18 protein-coding genes are annotated in these 24,750 nt (G+C 50.7%); 4 read left to right on the forward strand and 14 right to left on the reverse strand.

Going from position 1 to position 24,750, the window contains the following annotated elements; all coding sequences use genetic code 11:
• Window positions 1-18 precede the first annotated feature (18 nt).
• Complete coding sequence (gene alr, locus ACESZP_RS00680; RefSeq protein ID WP_499707705.1) at window positions 19-1,185, reverse strand: alanine racemase; 1,167 nt, start codon at window positions 1,183-1,185, stop codon at window positions 19-21.
• Window positions 1,186-1,279: 94 nt separating this feature from the next.
• The gene (locus tag ACESZP_RS00685; protein ID WP_178039126.1) at window positions 1,280-1,927 is read right to left on the reverse strand and encodes a redox-sensing transcriptional repressor Rex; all 648 of its coding nucleotides are present in this window, start codon (window positions 1,925-1,927) and stop codon (window positions 1,280-1,282) included.
• 186 nt (window positions 1,928-2,113) lie between these two features.
• On the opposite strand from ACESZP_RS00685, the gene abc-f reads away from it, so the two are divergent.
• Window positions 2,114-4,027 carry a ribosomal protection-like ABC-F family protein gene (abc-f, locus tag ACESZP_RS00690; RefSeq protein ID WP_499707706.1) on the forward strand — a complete coding sequence of 638 codons (1,914 nt, stop codon included), beginning with the start codon at window positions 2,114-2,116 and terminating at the stop codon, window positions 4,025-4,027.
• Here the strand turns inward: abc-f and ACESZP_RS00695 are convergent.
• From ACESZP_RS00695 to ACESZP_RS00725, 7 genes are all read right to left on the reverse strand, one after another.
• Complete coding sequence (locus tag ACESZP_RS00695) at window positions 4,021-5,016, reverse strand: hypothetical protein (RefSeq protein ID WP_499707707.1); 996 nt, start codon at window positions 5,014-5,016, stop codon at window positions 4,021-4,023. The genes abc-f and ACESZP_RS00695 overlap by 7 nt on opposite strands.
• Before the next feature lie 11 nt (window positions 5,017-5,027).
• Window positions 5,028-6,473, reverse strand: a complete 1,446-nt coding sequence (locus tag ACESZP_RS00700; RefSeq protein ID WP_499707708.1) for an MBOAT family O-acyltransferase — start codon at window positions 6,471-6,473, stop codon at window positions 5,028-5,030.
• Entirely contained in the window at window positions 6,463-7,680 is a 1,218-nt protein-coding gene (locus ACESZP_RS00705) for an NADP-dependent isocitrate dehydrogenase (protein ID WP_499707709.1), read from the reverse strand. Before ACESZP_RS00705 ends, ACESZP_RS00700 begins: the two co-directional genes overlap by 11 nt.
• A gap of 75 nt (window positions 7,681-7,755) precedes the next feature.
• Window positions 7,756-9,459 (reverse strand): S8 family peptidase, encoded by a 1,704-nt coding sequence (locus ACESZP_RS00710; RefSeq protein ID WP_499707710.1) that lies wholly within the window; start codon window positions 9,457-9,459, stop codon window positions 7,756-7,758.
• Between the two features lie 49 nt (window positions 9,460-9,508).
• Window positions 9,509-10,420 carry a S8 family peptidase gene (locus tag ACESZP_RS00715; protein ID WP_499707711.1) on the reverse strand — a complete coding sequence of 304 codons (912 nt, stop codon included), beginning with the start codon at window positions 10,418-10,420 and terminating at the stop codon, window positions 9,509-9,511.
• 30 nt (window positions 10,421-10,450) lie between these two features.
• Window positions 10,451-11,686 carry an MFS transporter gene (locus ACESZP_RS00720; RefSeq protein WP_499707712.1) on the reverse strand — a complete coding sequence of 412 codons (1,236 nt, stop codon included), beginning with the start codon at window positions 11,684-11,686 and terminating at the stop codon, window positions 10,451-10,453.
• Window positions 11,687-11,708: 22 nt separating this feature from the next.
• The gene (locus ACESZP_RS00725; protein ID WP_499707713.1) at window positions 11,709-12,497 is read right to left on the reverse strand and encodes a zinc dependent phospholipase C family protein; all 789 of its coding nucleotides are present in this window, start codon (window positions 12,495-12,497) and stop codon (window positions 11,709-11,711) included.
• Between the two features lie 186 nt (window positions 12,498-12,683).
• Here ACESZP_RS00725 and ACESZP_RS00730 point away from each other — a divergent pair, with 186 nt between their 5' ends.
• Both ACESZP_RS00730 and ACESZP_RS00735 read left to right on the forward strand, forming a co-directional pair.
• On the forward strand, window positions 12,684-12,938 hold the full coding sequence (locus tag ACESZP_RS00730) for a chorion class high-cysteine HCB protein 13 (RefSeq protein WP_178039117.1): 255 nt from the start codon (window positions 12,684-12,686) through the stop codon (window positions 12,936-12,938).
• Between the two features lie 157 nt (window positions 12,939-13,095).
• Window positions 13,096-13,500, forward strand: coding sequence for a hypothetical protein (locus ACESZP_RS00735; protein ID WP_499707714.1), 405 nt, complete (start codon window positions 13,096-13,098; stop codon window positions 13,498-13,500).
• Between the two features lie 67 nt (window positions 13,501-13,567).
• On the opposite strand, the gene ACESZP_RS00740 is transcribed toward ACESZP_RS00735, so the two are convergent.
• The 5 genes from ACESZP_RS00740 to ACESZP_RS00760 all read right to left on the reverse strand — a co-directional run bounded on the left by ACESZP_RS00740 (window position 13,568) and on the right by ACESZP_RS00760 (window position 23,260).
• Window positions 13,568-14,875, reverse strand: coding sequence for a chloride channel protein (locus tag ACESZP_RS00740; RefSeq protein WP_499707715.1), 1,308 nt, complete (start codon window positions 14,873-14,875; stop codon window positions 13,568-13,570).
• Window positions 14,875-17,292 carry a leucine--tRNA ligase gene (leuS, locus tag ACESZP_RS00745; RefSeq protein WP_349165101.1) on the reverse strand — a complete coding sequence of 806 codons (2,418 nt, stop codon included), beginning with the start codon at window positions 17,290-17,292 and terminating at the stop codon, window positions 14,875-14,877. The genes ACESZP_RS00740 and leuS overlap by 1 nt, the downstream gene beginning before the upstream one ends.
• A 129-nt stretch (window positions 17,293-17,421) precedes the next feature.
• The gene (locus ACESZP_RS00750) at window positions 17,422-19,158 is read right to left on the reverse strand and encodes an ABC transporter ATP-binding protein (protein WP_499707716.1); all 1,737 of its coding nucleotides are present in this window, start codon (window positions 19,156-19,158) and stop codon (window positions 17,422-17,424) included.
• Entirely contained in the window at window positions 19,148-20,890 is a 1,743-nt protein-coding gene (locus ACESZP_RS00755) for an ABC transporter ATP-binding protein (protein WP_499707717.1), read from the reverse strand. The genes ACESZP_RS00750 and ACESZP_RS00755 overlap by 11 nt, the downstream gene beginning before the upstream one ends.
• Window positions 20,891-21,178: 288 nt before the next feature.
• The gene (locus ACESZP_RS00760) at window positions 21,179-23,260 is read right to left on the reverse strand and encodes an elongation factor G (protein ID WP_499707718.1); all 2,082 of its coding nucleotides are present in this window, start codon (window positions 23,258-23,260) and stop codon (window positions 21,179-21,181) included.
• A gap of 374 nt (window positions 23,261-23,634) precedes the next feature.
• Between ACESZP_RS00760 and ACESZP_RS00765 the strand changes: the two genes are divergently transcribed.
• Window positions 23,635-24,732, forward strand: coding sequence for a prephenate dehydrogenase (locus ACESZP_RS00765; RefSeq protein WP_499707719.1), 1,098 nt, complete (start codon window positions 23,635-23,637; stop codon window positions 24,730-24,732).
• Window positions 24,733-24,750: the final 18 nt, after the last annotated feature.

Consider the following 24,750-nt stretch of genomic DNA (forward strand, 5'->3'; position numbering starts at 1 on the left):
GTCTATACGCCGGCTTTTTCAGGCGTAAAAATCGTGAATCTCAGACACCTGCCCGTGCCGCAGATAAATCCGCGGAACGCGCTGGGACAAATCACAGACAAATTCGTAGTTAAACCGCCCGGACAGCTCCGCCAATTCATCCACGGACAGAACCGCTTCTCCGTTTTTGCCAAACATGGTCACTTCCATGCCCGGAACTGCTTCCGGAATCTCCGTCACATCTACCATCATCTGATCCATACAGACTCTGCCGCAGATAGGCGCCCGCTTACCAGCGATCAGTACCACGCCCTTATTGGACAGGCTTCTCGGATACCCGTCCGCATAGCCCACAGGGACGGTAGCAATCCGGCGCGCAGAATCCGCCGTATAAATGCCGCCATAGCTTACTTCCGTTCCGGGCGCGATGGTCTTTACATGTACAATATGACTTTTCATCTCCATCGCCGGTCTCAGGGGAACCAGCTCCTTCTTCACCTCGTCGGAAGGATACAGACCGTATACCGTAATACCCGCCCGTACCATATCCAGATTTGCCTCCGGCAAATCAATGATGCCGGCGCTGTTGGAGCAGTGATGAATCTGAAATTTCACGCCGGCTGCCTCACAGGCTTCCCGGAACGCGCAGTACCGGGCAAGCTGCTTCTCGGTAGCCGCTTTATCCAGCTCGTCAGATTTGGCAAAATGGGTAAACAGCCCCTCCATCCTGATGCCCGGAAGCCTACTGATAGCGCAGACATCCTGCACGCTCTCTTTGGTATCCGCAAATCCAATCCGGCTCATACCGGTATCTACTTTAATATGAACACTCACTTCTTTTTGCTGTCGAACTGCTTCCGCAGACAGTTCCTTCGCCATATCCAGGCGAAATACCGTGGGGCGGATATCCAGGCGCACCAGCTCCTCATAATCCTCCGGAAATACGTACCCCAGAATCAGGATTGGCTTTTGAATGCCATTTCTTCGAAGCTCTGCAGCTTCTTCAATGGTCGCTGCCGCAAAGCCCCACAGATAATCCTTCTTTTCTATCATTCTCGCAATGGGCGCTGCTCCATGTCCATACCCGTTGGCCTTTACTACAGCCGCAATTCTTGTTTTTTCTTTCAGGTTTGCCTTCATAGCCTCAAAATTATCTTCTATGGCATCCAAATCCACATAAGCCGCCACGCGCTTATATCCTTTCACGTCTGACACTCCTCACTATCCTTAATATACTATGCGTTTACATGCAAAAGGGAGCCAAAAGCTCCCTTTTATCATACCTCACTCTGATACTCCGTCAGGAACGGGGATGCTCTTTCTCATACCGTGTAATATTGTAAGAAAGCTGCATCAGGCTCTCTGACAAATGAACATTCTCTACCAGGACATCCGACGGAACATCCAGATCGATATGGGCGAAATTCCAGATAGCCTTGATTCCATACTGAACCAGAAGCTTCGTCATCTCCTCCGCCTTGGACTTGGGCAGCGTCAATGCCGCAATCTGAATATCTTCATCCTTGATGAAGCTCTCCAGATCCTCCAGCATGTGAATCTGGATGCCCCGGACGCTTAAGCCCTTTAAAATAGGATTTACATCAAAAATGCCTTTTATGTAGAAACCGCGTTTTTCAAAATCTACATAATTGGCCAGAGCCTGTCCCAGATTACCACCGCCGATGATGATCATGTTATGTTTCTTGTCAAGGCCCAGAATCTTGCCGATTTCCTCATACAGATACTTGACATTGTATCCGTACCCCTGCTGTCCAAAACCGCCGAAGTTGTTCAGATCCTGCCGGATCTGCGACGCCGTGACACTCATCCGTTTGCTCAGCTCACCGGAGGAAATACGTTCTACTCCATTTTCCATCAGTTCTCCGAGATAGCGATAATAGCGCGGCAGCCGCTTGATAACTGCTTTTGAGATCTCTCTCTCTTCCATAATATTCTGCACATCCCTCAATAAATCTTTCAAAACTGTTTTTATTATAATCGAAAAGCAAATTTTTTGTCAATCTTTTTACTGGATTCTTCTGAAAGAATCGTAGATTTTATCTTGTTCAATCCTGCATTTTTCGCTATAATAGACTTCGTGTGACATTCAACAACGAAAAACAGAGGTGTTTTTATGATATTAGCATGTCAAAATATAAACAAAGCCTTCGGAACCGACGTGATTCTGAAAAACGCGTCCTTCCACATGGAGGATCGGGAAAAGGCCGCCGTGGTCGGTATCAACGGCGCAGGCAAATCCACCCTCTTAAAAATCATCATCGGGGAAATGGAAGCAGACTCCGGCGAGGTGGTTCTGGCAAAAGGCAAAACCATCGGCTATCTGGCACAGCATCAGGATCTGAACAGCGACCACACCATTTACCAGGAGCTGCTGACGGTCAAGCAGGACGTTATCGATCTGGAGACCCGTATCCGGGAGATCGAAGCGCAGATGAAGGAGCTGTCCGGCGCTGCGCTGGATATGGCGCTGGAGCAGTATACCCGCATGAACCATGAATTTGAACTGAAAAACGGCTACGCCTATAAGAGCGAGGTGGTCGGCGTGCTGAAGGGACTGGGGTTTGAAGAGGAAGAGTTTGAGAAGCATGTTAATAAGCTGTCCGGCGGTCAGAAGACCCGCGTATCTTTAGGCAAGCTTCTGCTCTCCCATCCGGATCTCATTATGCTGGACGAGCCCACCAACCACCTGGACATGAATTCCATCGCCTGGCTGGAAACCTTTCTTTTGAACTACGACGGCGCGGTTCTGGTGGTTGCCCATGACCGGTATTTTCTGAACCGGATCGCCACGAAGATTATCGAGATTGACGCCGGCGAGGTGACCACCTTCCAGGGCAATTACTCCGACTATGCCGCGAAGAAATCACAGCTTCGGGAAGCCCGCATGCATGCTTGGCTGAATCAGCAGCGGGAAATCAAACATCAGGAAGAGGTTATCCAGAAACTGAAATCCTTTAACCGGGAAAAATCCATCAAACGGGCTGAAAGCCGCGAAAAAATGCTGGACAAGATGGACGTACTGGAGAAACCCACGGAAGTCCGCTCTGAGATGCATATCACCCTGGAGCCAAAGGTGGTCAGCGGAAATGACGTGCTGACCGTGGAGGGTCTTTCCAAATCCTTCGGCAGCCAGACCCTCTTCACGGATCTGAATTTCGACGTCAAGCGCGGCGAACGGGTAGCTCTTATCGGCAACAACGGAACCGGCAAAACTACGATATTAAAGATTCTGAATGGCTTGCTGGAAGCAGACAGCGGTTCTTTTACCCTGGGCTCCAAGGTTCATATCGGTTATTATGATCAGGAGCATCACGTGCTGCACCCGGAAAAGACGCTGTTCGAAGAGATTTCCGACGCTTACCCGGATTTGGATAATACAACGATTCGAAGCACCCTTGCCGCTTTTCTTTTCACCGGCGACGATGTGTTCAAACGAATCTCGGAGCTCTCCGGCGGCGAACGGGGACGTGTCTCTCTGGCGAAGCTGATGCTCTCCGAGGCCAATTTCCTGATTCTTGACGAGCCCACCAACCATCTGGACATCGTCTCCAAGGAGATTCTGGAGCAGGCCCTGAACCGCTATACCGGCACTGTGCTTTATGTCTCCCACGACCGTTATTTTATCAACACAACCGCCACACGGATTCTCGATCTGACCGGCGGACAGTTAGTCAATTATATCGGCAATTACGATTATTATCTGGAAAAGCATGATATTCTGACGCCGAAGGCGCAGAACCCGGAGCTTCCGGAGGCCAAAGCGGCAGAACCGGAATCTGCGGGAAAACTGGACTGGAAACAGCAGAAAGAGGAACAGGCACGTCAGAGGAAACGGGAAAATGATTTCAAAAAGACGGAAGCGGAAATCTTCGACCTGGAGACCCGGGACGGCGAAATCGATCAGCTTCTGACTCAGGAATCCGTCTACACGAATGTGGCGGAATGCATGAAGCTTCACAAAGAAAAGGAGGCCATTGCGGCCCGTCTTGAAATTCTATACGAACAATGGGAAGCGCTGGCTCAATGATTGGCCAGCGCTTCATTAAATTCATCTAAATTGTCTTCTGTCACATACATGCCGAAGCCCTGAGCTTCCAGGCTCTCATCCGTCACCCCGTTAAAGATGCGGTCGATGATCATATCTCCCACCACTTCTGTATAATGACTGGATTCATAAAAATAGTTCTTATCCATGGTCACGGCATTTTCCCCGCTGAAATTATAAAAGCTCCCCGCTGCTCCGGCCAGCCATCCCAGGTACTGATCGTAACCGAAATGCTTGGACTCCTGATAGGTCCGGTAATAAAGCGGATTGGTAAACACAATCAGGTTAATCCCATACTCTTCGCACAATTCCCGGATCCGCCGGATGTCCAGAAGCGAATCAGCCATATAATCGGTATAATAATCGTCCCAGTAGGGCACATCGTCCTTGAAGGTTCCGCCAAGAGACGGATCCCGGAGCGTACTTCCGCTCCGATAATAGCGTTCCACATAATCCGGATCGGTCACTTCATGATTTCGAATCACATCCAAGGACAGCAGGACGCCCTTAATGCTAAGGTATTTTCCATAAAATCCCAGTTTATCTGTTCTCGGATAGGGGATCCGGTAAAACTGATTCTGATGTAGGGACGGATCCACGAAGGCGGAAATATTATCCACGCCGATCATGACATTTTTCGGAATGATTCCATTGGCAATCATCTCCTGCAGGTTCTCCAGATGCTCCGCCGGCAGTCCTTCTGAATAGGACATATTGTACCATTTTCCATCCGGAATGTTCTCCACGTCCACAAAACCGGTCCGGGAGGAACCGAACAGGAAGGAATCAAACTTGTCCGGATTATGCAGGATGTACTGCATTTTAATGTAATTGCTGTTGGGCTCTACCCCATTATCCCGGATTTTCTGCCAATGAAAAACATTGTAAGGATCCACCGCCATGGGAATGGCCAGCTCCAGAATCAGGATAAAAATCACAAACGGCGCAATTTTACGTAAAAATCGTCTCATAGATGTCCTCATTAAAACTGAAAGTATACAAAACTGTACTCGCCCAGCTGACGACTGTAAAGCACGACAAAAATCAGGGCGAAATAAAATGTATAGCGCACCGGCTTACCAAAACGGCCAAACCACTGACATACATCTTCCCTAAGCGCAATATAATCGTGCGCCATAAGCAGCACCACCCAGAACAGCACCAGCTTCAGTTCGTTGCTCTGAATCAGCCCGGCTTTTTTGAAGGCCACGTAACATTCCTTCACATAACTCAAAGGATGGGTAATGCCGTCAAAGAGATGGGTCAGAATATAAATTGCGTCTGACATGGTATTTGCCCGGAAAAACAGCCAGGCCAGGGTCACAAAGGCAAAAGTCAGAAGTACTCTGAACCTGTTTTTTCCCTCTTTTCCGGGTGGGAAATACTGATTCCAGATCCGTTCGAATATCTGCGCCGCGCCGTGAAGTCCGCCCCAGATCACAAAAGTCCAGCTGGCCCCGTGCCAGAGACCGCTTACCAGAAAGGTCACAAGCAGATTCCGGTACGTCTTCCATTTTCCGGCACGGCTGCCGCCCAGCGGAATATATACATAATCCCGGAACCAGGTGGACAGAGAAATATGCCATCTGGCCCAAAACTCTTTCACAGAAGCCGCGAAATAAGGGCTCTTGAAATTATTGACCAGATCAATGTCAAAAAGGCAGGCCACGCCCCGGGCAATATCCGAATAGCCTGAAAAATCACAGTAAACCTGGAAGGCATAGAAAAATGTGGCCACGCCAAGAGCCAGTCCTGTAAAATTTGTCACCTGATTGTATACAATATCCACGCTGGAAGAAAGCACATCCGCAATGGCAATTTTCTTAAAGTAGCCCCATGCAATCAGCTTGGTACCCCGGATAGCCTTGTCACAATCAAATGAATGCTCTTTCTCTATCTGCGGCATCAGCTGCTCTGCCCGCTCGATGGGGCCGGCCAGCAGAAGCGGGAAGAAGGACACAAAGGCCGCGTATTTTCCAAAATGGCGGCAGGCCTTCGTCTTTCCCTTATAGACGTCGATCACATATCCAAGCGTCTGGAAAGTATAGAACGAGATACCTACCGGAAGCACAAGCTTCAGCGTCACCGGGCTCATGGAAATCGATGCGCGCGCCAGGAGCGCTGTCACAGAACTGCTCAGGAAATTAAAGTATTTGAAAAAGAACAAAAGACCGAGGCAGACCAGCAGGGCCAGACCCATACATAGCTTCTTTTTCTTCTGTTCTTCTGTTTTCTCAATCACGAGTGCCGTTTCGTAAGAGACTGCCGTGGTCAGCAGAATCAGCAAAATGTATTTCGCGTTGGCGCTCATATAAAAGTAGTAACTGGATACCAGCAGGACGCCCCACCTGTGTTTCGGGGGCGTCAGCCAGTAAATCGCAAATACAATGGGTAAAAATACATAAAATGCATTGGAATTAAACAGCATTTAAAAGTTCCTCTAAGGTCTTTCGGATCTCTTTGATAAAATCACCGCTGGAAAGCACTGTCGGATTCGGAAGGGTCGTAATTAGTGCCAAATCCTTGGTCATTTTTCCGTTTTCAATGGTTGCGATGGAAGCCTGCTCCAGTTTATCCGCAAACTCTGTCAGAGCCGGGTTCTGATCCAGCTCTCCGCGCTTTCTTAAGGCGCCGGACCATGCGAAGATGGTCGCCATGGAATTGGTAGAGGTCTCCTCACCCTTCAAATGCTTGTAATAATGGCGCTGTACGGTTCCGTGTGCCGCCTCATATTCGTAATATCCATGCGGAGATACCAGCACAGAGGTCATCATAGCCAATGAACCAAAGGCAGTGGCAATCAAATCGCTCATGACGTCGCCGTCATAGTTCTTGCAGGCCCAGATATAACCACCCGCGGACTTGATCACACGGGCTACCGCGTCATCGATCAGCGTATAAAAATAGGTAATGCCAAGTTTCTCGAACTGCTCTTTATATTCCTTCTCATAAATCTCCTGGAAGGTATCCTTGAAGAAATGATCATATTTCTTGGAAATCGTATCCTTGGTGGCAAACCACAGATCCTGTCTCTGGGAAACCGCGTAGGAAAAGCAGCTTCTGGCGAAGCTTTCGATGGAGCTCTCCAGATTGTGCATGCCCTGTACCACGCCGCCCTCTTTGAATTCATGGATAGTCTCACGCAGCTCGGTTCCATCCTCACCGATAAATATAAGCTCACATTTTCCGGGACCCGGAATCCGCATTTCCGCAGCCTTGTATACATCACCATAAGCATGACGTGCTACGGTAATTGGCTTTTTCCAGTTTTTTACATATGGTTCGATGCCCTTTACGATAATCGGAACCCGGAATACTGTTCCGTCAAGAATCGCCCGGATGGTACCATTGGGACTCTTCCACATCTGTTTTAAATCGTACTCCTCCATGCGGGCCGCATTAGGGGTAATGGTCGCACATTTCACCGCCACACCGTACTTTTTGGTAGCTTCTGCAGCGTCCACAGTCACCTGATCGTCCGTCGCGTTCCGGTGTTCCAGTCCCAGGTCATAATATTCGGTCTTTAAATCAACAAATGGAAGAAGAAGCTCATCCTTAATCATCTTCCAGAGAATCCGTGTCATCTCATCTCCGTCCATCTCTACCAGCGGAGTTGTCATCTTAATTTTTTCCATCGTAGGTCCTCCTAGGGTTTGCGTTTTTCCGCGCTTTGCTCTTTATTATAGACGATTCCCCCTGGGACTGCAAGTTCAAAATCGTCCCAGCGCCGCAAATGCCTGATAGAGATTCAAGGAACCGTAGCCCCAGGAGCGGTTGGGATAAAGGAGGGACGCGCTTCGATCCGCGCCGCGAACCAACAGCTGTTTGATTTCCAGTGTTCCCATCGTCAGCCTGTTTTTCCGCACAACTCCCCATTCCAGTAAAAGTGCTGCCGCCCCGGCTGTCACTGCTGCCGCGGCACTGGTTCCGGTAAGATTCACTGCCCGGTTTTCCGGCCCATAAGCCGCTACCGCTACCCCGGGCGCTGCTAAATCCGGCTTGATTCTCCCGTTTCGTGTAAATCCCCTTCCGGAATCCATATAGATACTGCCATTGGAAGACCGGTAAGCCCCTGTGGTAATCGGCGTCTCCGTATTGCCCGGCTCCGTCAGTGTGATATCCGGATTCGAGTTTAAAAATACAGTTTCATTGCTTACAAAGCCTGTCACCGGCAGCCAGATGTTGTAAACGCCATCTACGATACGTTCCCCGTAGACGCGGATCCGCCAGATTCCCGGAGACGGCTCAGCCATGCGGACAACAATCAGTTGATCGCCGCTAAAGGGATTCAGTGTCTGGAAATTCACATAGATCACGGTATTTTCAAAGAGGAAATCAAACATCCAGTTTTTCTGTCCCGAGGTGACCCGCGGAACCTCTTCCCCCGAAGGCGATATGAGTGATACAGAAAATACATCCGGTGTGTTACTCCACAGTTCCATCATCACGCCCTGTTCCCGCTCTGCCACCCTCACTTCCACATCCTGGTACGGCTCCCCCTCTCCCATCACGCCATAGTAATGGTGCCCCTGATTGGCCTCATTTCCCCCTGCAAGAATGATACAGCGTCCCGCCCGGACGGCAATGGCGTTAAGATATGAGGATAAAGGCGAAGTGCCGGTATGGCCGCCCATATTGCTGCCAAGAGCCAGACAGATGACCAGGGGCAGGCTTTCCCTTTGCGCCAGTTCATGCAGAAAACGAGCCCCCAGCATGATATCATTTTCCTGATAGGCTTCCGCTTCCTCAGGTACCAGAAAATATTCCTTCAGATAGCGCTTGGCCGGTTTCAGTTTTACCATGGCAATGGACGACAACGGCGCGGCTCCGATCCAGCCGGTCTCACGGTTTTCGCTTCCCGCCGCAATGGACGCAAGCTTCGTTCCGTGGCCGGAAATATCCCGGGTAGGCACTGTTTCATAAGGCTGTTCCGCAGACAGCGCCCCATTGATCTCTGACTTTGTATACACACTGCCATAGTGAATACCCTCCGGCGGCGTTCCGTTCTGATCCGTCTGGTCCCAGATGGCCAGAATCCGACTTTTTCCCGCATTATCCAGGAAGCAGCGGTTCCGATAATCAATCCCTGTATCAATAAACCCCAGCAATACGCCCTGTCCCCGAAGGTTCAGGACCGGCTGATTCTGCAGAGCCAGAATTCCGGAGGCCTCCAGATTTTCCGTCTGCAGCGTTGTATACAAAGTAGGAAATAATTCATAACTGTACTCGTACAGTCGTTCCCGATCCGCCGTCCATTTTCTGCGATCCGCGTAAAATACCGTGTAGTAATCATTGATACGCTGCACGCATACATCCGGATAGATTTCCCGGATATCCTCCCCCCGTACATTGGTCTGCCAGATAAAATCCGCGTAATTTTCCGACACTATTTTTTCTCTGCATGCTTCGTCCATACCGCACCGCCCGTAAGTTCTTTTTACAGCCTATGCTCTCTTTATCGGATCATGCTTTTTTCAGAAGCCCCGGCAGCCAGATTTCACCAAAGCCCTGATGGTTCGGGGCAAGTTTCAGATCTCTGCAGCCTGTCTGCAGCCGCTTTTTTATCTGTTCATTGGTAAGTTCCGGTTCGGCGGACAAAAGTAAGACAAGCGCTCCTGCTGTCACAGAGGTTGCCATGGAGGTGCCTGATTTAACGCTGTAAAATGGATTGCCAGGACTCTCAAAATCCGCCCGGCAGGAACGAATTTCCGCTCCGGGAGCAACCACCTCCGGCTTAAGAACGCACGCCGATATGGGACCCCGGCCAGAATAATGCACCCTTCGGATGCCGCGCACCGGAACGGCCAGTTCATCATCAGAGGACCCCACTGTAATTACCTTTTCACTGGTTCCCGGAACCGTAATGCTGGATCTGGCAGGTCCCTGATTTCCGGCTGCCGCGCAGATTACAAAGCCCGCGTCCCAGGCTTCCTCCACAGCGCTTATGAGCTCTGTCCGTATCTCAGCCTTTGGTACTCTCCCGCCCACAGAAATATTGATAACGCGGACGTCGTATTCTTTTCCATGCTCCAAAAGCCAGTGCAGGGCCCGAATTAGTCCCACACTGTCCCCATTTCCCCTGCCGTCCAGAATCTTCAGGGAAACAAAATGGCATCGCGGCGCAAGTCCCTGGTACCTGCCGCCGGATGCCTCTCCGGTTCCTCCGATAATTCCGCTGATATGGGTTCCATGACCGCAGTCGTCCACCGCGCCACCGGAATTTGTAAGGTAATTATAAGCATAAACCACCCGGCCCCTTAGGTCCGGGTGTCTGTCATTGACGCCGGAATCCACAACCGCCACACCGATGCCCTCCCCATAGAGGCCAAGCCGGTATGCCGACTGTGCTTCAAGCAGCCTTCTCACGCGATCCATACAGAAAAGACTCCCTGCTTTTCTGTTATTTTATGCATCCCCCCAGCGTACTGCCATTCGAAACAGCACAAAGCCCGCCGTGAACATTACCGCAAGCATGGCCACACCCGCGCGGGATGTATGGAACAGCTGGGTGGAGATACCCATCAGCATGGTTCCCACAAAGGCCGCGCCTTTGCCGAAGATGTCAAAGAAGCCGAAAAATTCTGTCGCTTTCTCCTTCGGGATAATCCTCGCAAAATAAGACCGGGACAGAGACTGAATCGCACCCTGGAATACTGCCACCCAGACAGCCAGAAGCCAGAACTCCCAGGCCTTGTCAAGCTGCAGCGCAAAGAGTACCACGCCAAAATAGCTGACGATAGAAACCTCGATCAATGTAGTATTGCGCACCTTCCTGGATAACCGTCCAAAAAGAATCGAACAAGGGAACGCCACTACCTGGGTCAGCAAAAGAGCCAGTAACAGGTTCGTATCACTGATGCCCACGTCCTTGCCATAGGAAGTTGCCATGTCAATAATCGTGTATACACCGTCGATATAGCAGAAGAACGCCAGCAGAAAATACCAGATCTTTGGTGTCCTTCGAATTTCCGCAAAGCTCTGACCCAGGCGGCGGAAGCTGTCCTGCACCGGATGCGCTGTCCGCTCCACATAGTGGATCTGCTGATAGCTTCTGAGAAGCGGCAGTGTCACCAGAAACCACCAGGCCGCGTTGACCAGAAAAGCCACCGCCGTAGCCGCGCTTCCCGACAGGCCGAAAGCATCTGCTTTCAATACAAAAATCAGGCTGAACACAAAAGGAATACAGCTTCCGATATAGCCCCAGGCATAACCTCTGGCGGATACCTCATCCATCCGCTCATCTGTAGTCACATCACCCAGCATGGCGTCATAAAAGACCAGACTGGCATTTAAGCCCACCTTGGCAATCACATAGACCGCCAAAAAGGCAAGCCAGGTCTTCGGAACCGCAAGACCTGCACAGCCCAACACGCCCATCATCATAAAAAAGGTGAAAATCGGCTTTTTATAACCTTTGGTATCCGCGAAGCTTCCCAGTACCGGACCCAGAATCGCCACAATGATAGTCACAAGCGATGTGGCATAGCTGAAATACGCGGTGGAATCCGCGGCGGAAATGCCGCTGGACGATGCCACATTTTTATAATAAATCGGTATAATCGTAGACGCCAGCATAACGAAGGCCGAATTGCCCACATCATACAGGATCCAGCGTCTTTCCAGTTTCGTTGTCTTATTCATCTTCTTTCTCCCTCAAAAGCTTTTACTCAAAATCCCGGTTCAGCCGTTCGCTGAGCCCTGAATCATTGCTGATAGCCTGAACGTATTTTACAATCTCCTCTGTGGTCGGCTCTACAGCTCTGTTCAGAAGACGTTCCAGCGTCATACCACTCTCCACGCATTCCAGATTCACCTGGCCGTCCATCACCAGGCCGCCAAGCCCCTTTTTCTGACCAATTAATGCGAAAAAGCCTTTCAGGAGCTTCGCTTTTGCTTTGGATGGGCACTGGAACATCCGAATGGTTTTCTTAAAGCCCAGAATACAGGCGTCCACCTGATCGGCTGTCACATCATCCAGTACCGACGCGATGGCTTCTTCCGTATCCAGATCCCGAATCAGATGCCAGGTGCAGTTATTCGTAAGCGGATTCTTTCCATCCTCGATCATAAGTTCCCGGTCGAAATCAGTCTCAATCTCCAGATGACCAAGACCTCTCTCATCCATATAACGGCTGATATAGGGATGGCATTCGCTGTCCAGCATGTAGTGGCACATGAAACCGCAGAGATAGGACAACAATACGTAATTTGGTCTCTTTTGATACTGTTTTCTCGCTTTTTCAAAAAAAGACCTTGCCGTTTCTTCATGCATCTTCACGCCCAACTGATTGATACGGTTTTTTGAATAAGAATGGTAATAGAATAAGAGATCCGGTCCGTGGAGTCCCAGCAGATAGGCCGCTTTATTCTCCTTTATCATTTCCCGAAGCTCCCCGGGCAGCGCCCGATAGACTTTCTTTCCGAATTTATAATGTGCGTAGGTTGCAGGCATAGATACCCTTCCTTTCTTCTGTGTTGAAATATGCAGACCCTCTGAGATCTTACTTTTGTATTGTCTCACATAATCTTCTTTCTTACAACCTCTATCCCGATAATTTTTCTGTTATCTTTCCTCACACTTTTTCAGTCCTCTCATACTATGGCAATATAAATAATTCATTTTCCTGGAGGATTTATTATGAGTGATTTAACTGCTACCAACTGCGGATGTGGCTGCGACAATGGTAACAACGGCTGCTGCAGTACTCTGATCTGGCTGCTGCTTCTGACTTCCTGCTGTGGCAACGGCAACGGTCTTTTCGGCGGAAACGGCTGTGGCAATGACAACAGCTGTCTGTGGCTGATTCTGATTCTGTGCTGCTGCGGCGGCTGCGGAAACGGAGGATTTTTCGGCAATAGCGGCTGTGGCTGCGGAAATGGATGCGGCTGCTAGCCCACTTTTCCGGCGGGGAGAAATCAATTTTCTCTCCGCCGTTTTATAACTTTCTCTATATAAAAGAGAAAGGGCAGCCTCATTGGCAGCCATATTTTTTCATTCATACTTCTTCTATTTTCCCATATATTTATTACAAAAAACCGGAGGCACTCAGATGAAGCCTGGCGACGAGCGCTATCGGATCCTCTATGAGCTTCAGCATAAATGCAATGAGTTGAATCGAAAAATCGATTCTCTGATTCGCATGATGGAAATACTGACTACTTATATGCAGTATTCCAGCATGATGGCTGAAATGACGGCTGTGCAAACACCCGGCTCTGGTTCTGATCGCTGTGCTGATGACGGGCAGGCTTCTTTTGATGGTACGCCGGAAGGGAGTGAGCGTATGGATCCCAGGGAGTTTCAGAAGATTATGAATATGGCGAAGAGTTCGGATCATCCGATGTCGGAGGGGGAGTTTCAGGAGATTTTTAATACGCTGAAGCAGGGAAAGTCGGAGGAAGAGGTGGCGCGGATGGAGCAGATGGTGAAGCTGGCGCGGAGTTTTATGAAGTAACGGACGAAAAAGGCTGGCGGAAAAATTTTCCGCCGGCCTTTTTCTGACTTTCTATGTCGCACACCACCTATTCCTTGGCATTACGGTTGATGAACTGTGTCTTTACTTTGGAATACATGATCTTCTGGCTGCGGTAGAGGCCGTAGTAGCCGGACTGCATGTAGCTGATGGCAATGGCCACAAAGTAAAACGGGGCTCCTTCGAAGCCGAACATCTCAAGGCTGATCAGCAGCGAGGAGATAGGGCTGTTGGTGACGCCGCAAAATACTGCGGCCATGCCGCAGGCGGCGGCCAGGGATGGGGAGATGTGCAGGATCTGACCCATGAGGCAGCCGAAGGTAGCTCCTACAAAGAAGGTGGGGACGATCTCGCCGCCCTTGAAGCCGCCGGACAGGGTGATGGCGGTGAATACAATCTTCAAAAGGAAGGCGCACCAGACAACCTGTTGGTCGACTACAGCCCGTTCTACTACCTGCATGCCGGTACCCAGGTAATCTGTGGTTCCCAGAAGCATCGTTAAAATGATGATCAGGACGCCTGATACCAGGGGGCGCACAAAGGCATTCTTGATTTTTTCCGCAAATATCTCTTCTGTTTTATGTAAAACGACGCAGAACAGGATGCTGACTGCGGCACAGCAAAATCCCAGGAACAGGATTTTGCCTGCATTCGGGAGATTGAATTCCGGCAAAGTTCCCAGAGAAAAACGCTCTCCGGTCAGCCCGAAGTGGCAGGCTACCCCATAGGCGATGTACGAAGCCACCACACAGGGTACCAGAGCCGCGTAGTGCATGATGCCGACGCTTACGACTTCCATGGAAAAGACAGTCGCTGCCATGGGGGTTCCAAACAGGGCGGAAAAGGCGGCGCTCATACCGGCCATGATCATAACACGGCGATCATTTTCGTCGATACGCAGAATTTTGCCCAGAAAGTTGCCGATGCTTCCGCCCAGCTGCAGGGCCGCGCCCTCACGTCCGGCGGAACCGCCGAAGAGATGGGTCAGGATCGTAGAGATGAAGATCAGCGGCGCTGTCTTTAAGGGTATCTCACGCTCCGCGTGAATGGCATCCAGAACCATATTGGTGCTGCTGCGCTCCTGTTTGCGCTCCCATTGATACATCCAGACAATCAGAACGCCCGCGAAGGGCAGACCGTACAGGATCCAGGGATGAGCCATACGAAAAGACGTAGCCATGGAAACGCCTTTTCCGAAGGCGGTTCCTACAAGACCCAACGCCAGGCCGGTCAGTGCAGCGAATATCAGCCATTTTGCAAGAACGATTAATCGGTTCCAGATGGTAATCCGGAACCGATTTTCAAGCTGCGGGACCACGTCCCGCAGCTCCTCTTTTTTATTAGTTTGTTCATCCATTACGGTTTTACCACAATATTGATGATTCTTCCGGGCACGTAAATTTCTTTTACGATGGTGCCCTTCAGCCAGTCTGCTACTACTTCCTTACCAGCCGCGATAGCGTCTTCCTTAGCTGCGCTGCTGGAAATGGTAACGGTTCCACGGGTCTTACCATTGACCTGTACGGCGATCTCGATCTCGTCGTCCTTCATGGCTTCCTCATCCGCATCCGGCCATCCATGAGCAAATACAGTCTCACTGTGACCCAACTGCTCCCAAAGCTCCTCTGCGATATGCGGAGCGAAAGGCGCAATCAGGGTTACGGCTGTCTCCAGTGTCTCTTTGTCCAGACCATCCTGGCGCTTTGCCAGATCGATGAGCTTGTTATTGTACTCCATGAAACCGGAGATAACGGTGTTCAGGCTGAAGCTGTTCAGACGGGTAGTAATGTCGTAGACCATCTTGTGACGGATCTTGACACTCTCCGGAGTTTCCGCGGTTCCCTTGTCCTTGTTGTCCAGAACCAGGTTCCAGAAACGCTTCAGGAAACGGGATACGCCATCGATTCCCCTGTCGTCCCACTCAGCATCCAGCTCGGGCGGTCCTACGAACATCTCATACATTCTCAGAGCGTCGCAGCCATAATCGCGGATCAGGTCGTCCGGGGAAACCACGTTTCCTTTGGACTTACTCATCTTGATGCCGTTCTTACCGGTGATCATACCCTGATTGAACAGCTTGGTAAACGGCTCGTCAAAGTCGATGACACCGATATCATGCAGGAACTTGGTATAGAAACGGGAGTACAAAAGATGCAGTACCGCATGCTCGACGCCGCCGATGTACATATCTACCGGCAGATACTTATCTGCCTTCTCCTTGCTTACCAGCTCCTCATCGTTGTGATTGTCCACGTAGCGCAGGAAATACCAGGAGGAACCTGCCCACTGGGGCATGGTGTTGGTCTCTCTCTTTGCAGGCGCGCCGCAGCACGGGCAGGTGGTGTTGACCCACTCATCAATGGCAGCGAGAGGTGACTCTCCGGTACCTGTCGGCTGATAACTTTCTACCTCCGGCAGCTCCAGCGGAAGCTGATCTTCCGGAACCGGTACGTTGCCGCACTTCGGACAATGGATGATCGGAATCGGCTCGCCCCAGTAACGCTGACGGGAGAATACCCAGTCACGCAGCTTATAGTTGACGGTCTTCTTGCCCACGCCCATCTTCTCGATGATAAGCGGCGCTTCCTTCTTCAGGACTGCAGACTCCATGCCGTTCCACTCGCCGGAATTGATCATGGTTCCGCTGGCCTCGGTATAAGCCTCAGTCATATTTTCAATTTCCTTGCCATCCTTGGCAATAACCTGGATGATCGGAATGTTGAATTTCTTCGCGAACTCAAAGTCACGGTCGTCATGGGCCGGTACGCACATGATGGCGCCGGTACCATAGTCAGCCAGTACGTAATCGGAAAGCCAGATGGGAACCTTTGCTCCGTTGATGGGATTGATCGCGTAGCTTCCGGTAAATACGCCGGTCTTTTCCTTATCCTGTACACGATCCACGTTGGAACGCATGGAAGACTTGAAAATGTAATCCTCTACTGCCGCTCTGGTCTCATCGGTAGCCAGCTTGGCAGCCAGCGCATGCTCCGGAGCCAGTACCATAAAGGTCGCGCCGTGCAGAGTATCCGGACGTGTGGTATATACGGTGATCTTCTCATCACTGTTCTCTACCTTGAAATCCACCTCAGCACCGTAAGACTTGCCGATCCAGTCGGTCTGCATCTTCTTAACCTTCTCCGGCCAGTCCAGCTTGTCCAGGTCGTTCAGCAGGCGGTCTGCATATGCGGTGATCTTCAGCATCCACTGACGCAGATTCTTCTTGGTAACCGGAGTGCCGCAGCGCTCGCAGCAGCCGTTGACCACTTCCTCATTTGCCAGACCGGTCTTACAGGACGGACACCAGTTGATGGGGAACTCCTTTTCATACGCCAGGCCCTTTTTGAACATCTGTACAAAAATCCACTGTGTCCACTTATAGAACTTCGGATCTGTTGTATTCACTTCCATATCCCAGTCGTAAAGGGCTGCGATATCGTTAATCTGTCTCTTGATATTAGCCACATTCTCTGCGGTAGACTTTGCCGGGTGTACGCCCATCTTGATGGCGTAGTTCTCAGCCGGAAGTCCGAATGCGTCCCATCCCATGGGATGAATGATGTAATGTCCCTGCATCAGCTTGTAGCGGCTCCATACATCACTGATAACATAGCCTCTCCAGTGACCTACATGAAGTCCGTTGCCTGACGGATAGGGGAACATATCCAGACAATAGTATTTCGGTTTTTTCCCGTCGTTGACGTTCACCGGATGCTCTTCCCAGTGCTTGCGCCACTTCTCTTCCACCGCGCGGTGGTTAAATGGTACTGCCATTTCTTTCCACTCCTCTTGTTTATCTTGTAAAAATAAGAATCTTCGCAATTACTTCGGGTTACAATTTACGAATTCTCACTGCATTTTATCATATCACACCAGACTGCTTTGTCAAGCAAAATCGGTCTTTTACACGGCCCACTGGCTGTTATAAAGCTCCGCGTAGAAGCCATTGGCCGCAAGCAAGCTTTCGTGGGTACCCTGCTCGACAATCTGTCCGTCCCGCATAACCAGAATCACATCCGCCTCCCGAATGGTAGACAGACGGTGGGCTACGATAAAGCTGGTACGGCCCTCCATCATTTTCGCGAAGGCATTTTGAATCTTCAGCTCCGTACGGGTATCAATGCTGGATGTGGCCTCGTCCAGAATCAGCATGGGCGGCAGGCACAGCATGACGCGGGAGATACACAGAAGCTGCTTCTGTCCCTGAGAAAGGCTGCCTCCATCCTCGGAAAGCACCGTGTCATAACCCTTCGGCAGACGCCGGATGAAGCTGTGGGCGTGGGACGCTTTCGCCGCCTCGATAATCTCCTCCTCCGTGGCGTCCGGCTTTCCATAGGAAATGTTGTCGCGGACCGTCGCGGACTTCAGCCAGGTCTCCTGCAATACCATACCGTACTGCTGCCGCAGATTTTCCCGGGTCAGATCCTGAATCGGGGTTCCGTCCACAGAGATGCAGCCCTCGTCCACATCGTAGAAACGCATCAGCAAATTAATCAGGGTGCTCTTGCCGCAGCCGGTGGGACCGACGATGGCAATTCTCTGACCGGGCTTCACATGCAGATTCAGGTTTTTAATCAGTTCCCGATCCTTGGTATAGGAAAATGCCACATTTTCCAGATCCACACTGCCTTCCGCCTTCTCGATATGGGGGCCGTCCGCCGGATCGGCGCTCATGGGCTCCCGGTCGATGAAGTCAAAGACACGCTCCGCGCAGGCCAGGGCGTTCTGAAGCTCGGTGACTACACCGGAGATCTCATTAAAAGGCTTGGTATACTGGTTTGCGTAGCTTAAGAAGCAGGACAGCTGACCCACGCTCAGGGCGCCACGGATGGCCGCGAAAGCACCTGCCACACCTACGCCCGCGTACACCATACTGTTGACAAAACGGGTCGCCGGGTTGGTAATTGACGAATAGAAAATCGCCCGCAGACTGTGCTTCTGAAGCTTCTGGTTAATCTCGTCAAACCGGGCGATGGCCTCCTCCTCATGTCCAAAAGCTTTGACCACCTTCTGATTTCCTACCATCTCATCAATCAGTCCGGTAAGCTCTCCTCTGGTCTCAGACTGAAGCTTGAACATGCTGTGGGTCCGTCTGGCGATAAAGCCGGCCACCAGAAGGGACAGCGGCGTAATGCAGACCACTACCAATGTGATGCCTACATTGACCGAAAGCATGAACAGCAGGGTTCCCAGAATGGTCATCACGCCTGTAAATAACTGGGTAAAGCCCATCAGCAGACCATCGGAAAACTGGTCGATATCCGCAATCAGGCGGCTGACGATATCTCCCTGGGGATGGCTGTCAATATAGCTTAAGGGCAGATCCTGCATATGGTCAAAAGCCTCGGTCCGCACATCCATCACGACCTTATACGTGATGTGGTTGTTGCAGAGGTTCATGATCCACTGGAATACGGAGGTGGCTCCGATGATGACGCCAAGCTTTGTCAGAAGCTTTAACAGGGCCGCAAAGTCTACCGCTCCTTTTCCAATCATATAGTCGATGGCGTCACCGGTGAGAATCGGCGCATACAGGGTCAGGGCCACGGTCAGAACCGCCAGCAGAATGGACGCCAGCAGATACCGTCGATACCCTTCGATATAGCAAAGGACTCTTTTTAATGTGGATTTACGCTTCATGTGCTTTTTCCTCCTCTGCCGAAACCTGGGAGTTACAGATCTCCCGATATGCTTCACAATTCTGATACAGTTCTTCGTGCTTTCCGATGCCCGCTACCGCGCCGTCATCCAGCACGATAATCTTGTCCGCCTGCCGGATGGTCGCCGCCCGCTGGGATACCAGGAAGACCGTAGCTTCTTTTTTATGCTCCCGCAGAGCCTTCCGGAGCTTCGCGTCCGTAGCAAAATCCAGAGCAGAAGCGCTGTCGTCCAGAATCAGAATCTCCGGATCACGCACCAGCGCTCTTGCGATGGTCAGACGCTGTCTCTGTCCGCCGGACAGGTTTCGGCCGCTTTGCAGCACTTCCGTATCCAGGCCTTTTTCCTTCTTTTCTACAATCTCACGGCCCTGAGCGGTCTCAAGCGCCGCGTACAGTTCTTCGTCGCTGGCGTCCTTCTTGCCCCACTGCAGATTTTCCCGGATGGTACCGGAGAACAGCACCGCTTTCTGGGGAACCACACCCACTTTGCCACGCAGTCCTTCATAGGTGTAATCCTGTACATTCCGACCGTCCACCAACACCTCGCCCTCGCTCACATCATAAAATCGGGGAATCAGATTCACCAGGGTAGACTTTCCGGAACCGGTGCCGCCGATGACGCCGATGGTTTCGCCCGGATAAGCCCGGAAGCTCACATGGGACAGGGCCGCGTCCGCGCCCTCCTCATAGATAATGCTGACATTTTTAAATTCCACGCAGGGAACTCCCTTCTCCTGCTTCTGTTCTTCGACTGTTCCTTCCGTCATACCCGTTTCCTGATCCAGAATCTTATTGATACGGGACAGACAGGCCAGAGACTTGGTTACATTAATGATCAGATTGGCCAGCTTAATCAGCTCCACCAGAATTTGGGACATATAGTTGACCAGCGCCACCACCTGGCCCTGGCTTAAGATGCCCGCATCCACCTGGCGGCCGCCGGTCCATACCAGCAGAATCACCGCCGCATTGATAATCGCGTAAGTCAGGGGATTTAAGAGTCCGGAAATCCGGCCCACGAAAAGCTGGGTGTTCATAAGGGTAGTGCTGTCCCGATGAAAGGTTTTCATCTCATCCTGCTGCCGGTTGAATGCCCGTACCACACGGACACCGGACAGATTTTCACGTACATGCAGAAGCACCCGGTCCAGATGGCTCTGCACCTTCCGGTACCAGGGAATCGTAATGCCCATAATCGCGAATATCACGATGAACAGTACCGGGACAACCCCTGCAAATACCGCCGCCGCCTTCATATCAATGGTAAAGGCCATGACCATGGCTCCAAACACGATAAATGGGGAACGTAAGAACAGACGCAGCACCAGATTGATACCGGTCTGCACCTGATTGATATCGCTGGTAATCCGCGTAATCAGTGTGGATGTTCCAATGGTGTCCAGTTCTTTATAGGAAAAGCTGTTCAGATGCTCAAACAGGGCCTTTCGCATGGCGGTACTGCTTCCCACCGCCGCTTTCGCCGCAAAATACTGGGCTGTAATGGAACTGGTCAGTCCCACGAAGCCCAGCAGAATCAGGACGCCGCCCATCTTCAGTACATAGCCGCCGTCCCCGTTCGCGATACCCGTATCGATAATATGGGCCACCACCAGCGGCACTAGCAGCTCAAAGCTGGCTTCCAGAAGCTTGAAAAGAGGTCCTAAAATACTCTCCTTTTTATACTCTTTCATATAATACAACAGTCGTTTCATGTCCTGTTTCCTCCGTAACACGTATATTTTTTTATTGTACCCCCGGAAAGAATATTTTACAAGAGCCAAAAAAGAGCACCCGGCGCTAACCGGATGCCCTTGGTTACTGCTCACTTCGTTCGCATTAACCCGCTTCGCTATGCACAGAAATTACGCTATTCGCGTAATTTCGCGCTTGCATAACTCGGGATTTTGGCATATACATGCCAAAACACCTCGCGGGATAGTGGCCGTGAACAGTAATTGTTCTTATACTATCTCCCCTTCTTTCATAATCCCTATGTAAAATTATTCTGCAGTTTCGGAGGCTCTCGCTTCCACTTCCTTCGCCTGCACATCCGCCGGCGCCTGCTCGTAGCGCGCAAACTCATAGGAGAATTCGCCGCTTCCGCCTGTCATGGAACGCAGGTCTGTGGAATAACCGAAAATCTCGGTCATCGGAACGTCCGCTACGACTTCCTGCTTGCCGCCCGCAATGGGGTTCATGCCCAGCACACGGCCGCGTCTCTTATTCAGATCGCCCATGACGTCGCCGGTATACTTATCCGGAACCGTTACGGTCATGGTTACAATCGGCTCCAGCAGAACCGGGCCTGCCTCCATAAAGCCCTTCTTGAATGCCTGGCTTGCCGCGGTCTTGAAGGCCATCTCGGAGGAATCTACCGGATGATAGGAACCATCGTACAGAACGGCCTTAACGCCAACCACCGGATATCCGGCCAGAGGCCCCTTTACCACAGATTCCTGAATACCCTTTTCCACTGCCGGGAAGTAGTTCTTCGGAACCGCGCCGCCGACTACGATCTGCTCAAATACATACGGAGTCTCCAAATCGCCGGAGGGCTCGAAGGTCATCTTAACATGGCCGTACTGTCCGTGTCCGCCGGACTGCTTCTTATACTTGGAGTCCACATCCGCTTTCTTCTTCAGAGTCTCACGGAAAGCTACCTTCGGCTTGGACAGCTCTACCGATACCCTAAATTTCTCTTCCAGCTTGCTGACTACCACGTCCAGATGCTGGTCGCCCATGCCGTACAGCAGGGTCTGGCGGTTCTCGGAATCATTGACGTTCTTTAAGGTCAGATCCTCTTCCATCATCTTCGCCAGCGCCTGGGAAATCTTATCCTCGTCGCCTTTATTCTTTGCCTTATATCTCATATAGGTATAGGGCTTGGAAATCTCGGTTCTGCCGAACACAATCGGGGCTGCCTTGGTGGACAGGGTGTCGCCGGTCTTGGTATTCGCCAGCTTGCCGATGGCTCCGATATCGCCTGCGTGCAGCTCTGTGGTCTCGATGGGCTTGTTGCCCTGCATGATGTACAGCTTGTTCAGCTTTTCTTCCGCATCCTTATCCTGATTATAGAGGGTATCGTCGGACTTAATAACACCGGAGGACACCTTGATCAGAGAATACTTTCCGATAAACGGATCCACGATGGTCTTAAATACATAAGCGGATTTCGCCTTGGAGAAATCGTAATTCGCCTCGAAAATCTCGTTGGTCTTCATATTGATACCGTTACAGGACTTCTTATCCGGGCTCGGGAACAGCTCTACGATATCATTCATCAGGTTGTGGATGTTACGGAGCTCGGTGCTGGATCCCATGGATACTGGAATCACAGTGCCGTCGCATACATTAAACTTCATAGCCGCACGGATCTCGCTGAAGGTGAACTCCTCACCATTGAAGTACCGCTCCATAAATTCATCGGAGGTCTCCGCTACTGCGTCCAGAAGCGCCTCACGGCAGATAGCCAGGTTTTCTTTGGAGTATTCCGGAATCTCACACTCCTCGCGTTTGCCGATATCGGTGAAGCGGCGGCCTGCCATTTTGCAGACGTTGATATAGCCCACAAATTTCTCATTTTCACGGATAGGCTGATAGAACGGCGCAATCTTCTTGCCGTACAAATCAGTCAGATCCTGTACCACCTGACGGAAGGACGCATGATCCACATCCATCTCAGATACAAAAAACATTCTCGGCAGCTTATACTTCTCGCAGAGATCCCATGCCTTCTGGGTTCCGACCTCCACGCCGGCCTTACCGGATACCACAATAATTGCCGCGTCAGCCGCCGACACTGCCTCTTCTGCCTCGCCTACAAAATCGAAATATCCCGGAGCGTCCAGAAGATTAATCTTACAATCCTGCCAAATCAGAGGAACTACCGATGTGGTAATGGAGAACTTTCTCTTAATCTCTTCCTTATCATAATCACTGATGGTATTGCCGTCAGTCACTTTACCGATACGGGTGGTCAGGCCGGATACATATGCCATCGCCTCTACGAGACTGGTCTTACCGCAGCCGCCGTGGCCAAGAAGAACTACGTTACGAATTTTGTCAGTTGTGTAAATATTCATGCCTATTCCTCCGATTACAATAATTTTATAGTTCCGGATATTTCATCTGTCAAAAAGATTATTCTGTAAATGAAAGGCATCGGAACACCATGGATACATTTTACTAAAAGTCTGACAATATTGCAATAGTTTTTATATATTTTTTACAAGTAATTTCTATTTTTGCGAATTTTTATACAGCATATTGTAAATCCGGCATTCATCTGCAAAAATCGATTTTTGTCATCCTGCCGGACATTCCGTTTTCTATCTTCTTATTCTTCTGCTTTCGCAATTCACTTTTATGCGTTAATGTAAACTAGTGTTGACATTTTCCGCAAAAAACTTTAAACTTAATTCTTAGAGATTTTGTATACATAAAAGGAGTTTTCACCATGAAAATGAATACCATCGGCTTTATCGGACTGGGCCTCATCGGCGGCTCCATCGCAAAAGCCATTCGCGCATATCACCCGGATGTCCGGATGATAGCCTATATGAGAAGTCAGGACACACTCCAAAAAGCTGTAGACGAAGGCGTGATCAACGAGGCCTGTTCCGAAGTTGGCGAGCAGTTTGCCGCCTGCGATTTGCTTTTCCTCTGTGCGCCCGTGGAGACTAACGCCCGCTATCTGGAGCAGTTAAAGCCCATGTTACCGAAGACCTGTCTCCTGACTGATGTAGGCAGCACAAAGACGGATATTCACGAGAAGGTTGATGCTCTGGGGCTTACCGGGCAGTTCATCGGCGGCCATCCCATGGCAGGCTCTGAAAAAACCGGGTACGAGAACGCCAAGACCCACCTGATTGAAAATGCCTACTATATTATCACGCCGGGCACAGGCGTGCCTGAAGATACGGTCAATGAATTCGTTGCCCTGGTTTCTTCTTTAAAAGCCCTTCCGCTGGTACTGGATTACCGCCAGCATGATTTTATCACGGCCTGCGTCAGCCATCTGCCCCACCTGATCGCTTCTTCTCTGGTGGAACTGGTGAAGGAGCTGGACGGTCCCGACGAATTGATGAAACGGATTGCGGCGGGCGGTTTCAAGGATATTACAAGAATTGCATCCTCTTCTCCCGATATGTGGGAGCAGATCTGCATGACCAATTCCGAAAATATTTTAAAAGCGCTGGATCATTATCAGGCGCAGCTTAGCCGACTCCGGACGGAAATCACCGGGAAAGAGGCGGATAAGATACATTCCTTCTTTGCCGCGTCCCGGGATTACCGGAATTCTATCCCGGAAGCTTCCGCAGGACCCTTAAAGAAGACCTACGCTTTCTATTGTGATATGGTGGACGAAGCCGGCGGTATCGCTACTCTGGCAACCATCCTGGCCTCCGGCGGCATCAGTATCAAAAACATCGGTATTATCCACAATCGGGAATTCGAAGAAGCCGTGCTCCGCGTAGAACTCTACGAGGAAGACGCTTATAAGAAAGCAGTGGAACTGCTTCGCAAATACCGTTACACCATTTATGAGCGATAAATATACTGTGAGGAGAAC

The sequence above is a fragment of the Candidatus Dorea massiliensis AP6 genome, assembly GCF_964245105.1.
Taxonomy (GTDB): Bacteria; Bacillota; Clostridia; order Lachnospirales; family Lachnospiraceae; genus Laedolimicola; species Laedolimicola intestinihominis.

What these genes read in the sequence shown, in the direction of transcription:
- ACESZP_RS00685 (WP_178039126.1), bottom strand. Translation starts at nt 1,927, where the DNA reads ATGGAAGAGAGAGAGATCTCAAAAGCAGTTATCAAGCGGCTGCCGCGC.
- abc-f (WP_499707706.1), top strand. Translation starts at nt 2,114, where the DNA reads ATGATATTAGCATGTCAAAATATAAACAAAGCCTTCGGAACCGACGTG.
- ACESZP_RS00695 (WP_499707707.1), bottom strand. Translation starts at nt 5,016, where the DNA reads ATGAGACGATTTTTACGTAAAATTGCGCCGTTTGTGATTTTTATCCTG.
- ACESZP_RS00700 (WP_499707708.1), bottom strand. Translation starts at nt 6,473, where the DNA reads ATGCTGTTTAATTCCAATGCATTTTATGTATTTTTACCCATTGTATTT.
- ACESZP_RS00705 (WP_499707709.1), bottom strand. Translation starts at nt 7,680, where the DNA reads ATGGAAAAAATTAAGATGACAACTCCGCTGGTAGAGATGGACGGAGAT.
- ACESZP_RS00710 (WP_499707710.1), bottom strand. Translation starts at nt 9,459, where the DNA reads ATGGACGAAGCATGCAGAGAAAAAATAGTGTCGGAAAATTACGCGGAT.
- ACESZP_RS00715 (WP_499707711.1), bottom strand. Translation starts at nt 10,420, where the DNA reads ATGGATCGCGTGAGAAGGCTGCTTGAAGCACAGTCGGCATACCGGCTT.
- ACESZP_RS00720 (WP_499707712.1), bottom strand. Translation starts at nt 11,686, where the DNA reads ATGAATAAGACAACGAAACTGGAAAGACGCTGGATCCTGTATGATGTG.
- ACESZP_RS00725 (WP_499707713.1), bottom strand. Translation starts at nt 12,497, where the DNA reads ATGCCTGCAACCTACGCACATTATAAATTCGGAAAGAAAGTCTATCGG.
- ACESZP_RS00730 (WP_178039117.1), top strand. Translation starts at nt 12,684, where the DNA reads ATGAGTGATTTAACTGCTACCAACTGCGGATGTGGCTGCGACAATGGT.
- ACESZP_RS00735 (WP_499707714.1), top strand. Translation starts at nt 13,096, where the DNA reads ATGAAGCCTGGCGACGAGCGCTATCGGATCCTCTATGAGCTTCAGCAT.
- ACESZP_RS00740 (WP_499707715.1), bottom strand. Translation starts at nt 14,875, where the DNA reads ATGGATGAACAAACTAATAAAAAAGAGGAGCTGCGGGACGTGGTCCCG.
- leuS (WP_349165101.1), bottom strand. Translation starts at nt 17,292, where the DNA reads ATGGCAGTACCATTTAACCACCGCGCGGTGGAAGAGAAGTGGCGCAAG.
- ACESZP_RS00750 (WP_499707716.1), bottom strand. Translation starts at nt 19,158, where the DNA reads ATGAAGCGTAAATCCACATTAAAAAGAGTCCTTTGCTATATCGAAGGG.
- ACESZP_RS00755 (WP_499707717.1), bottom strand. Translation starts at nt 20,890, where the DNA reads ATGAAACGACTGTTGTATTATATGAAAGAGTATAAAAAGGAGAGTATT.
- ACESZP_RS00760 (WP_499707718.1), bottom strand. Translation starts at nt 23,260, where the DNA reads ATGAATATTTACACAACTGACAAAATTCGTAACGTAGTTCTTCTTGGC.
- ACESZP_RS00765 (WP_499707719.1), top strand. Translation starts at nt 23,635, where the DNA reads ATGAAAATGAATACCATCGGCTTTATCGGACTGGGCCTCATCGGCGGC.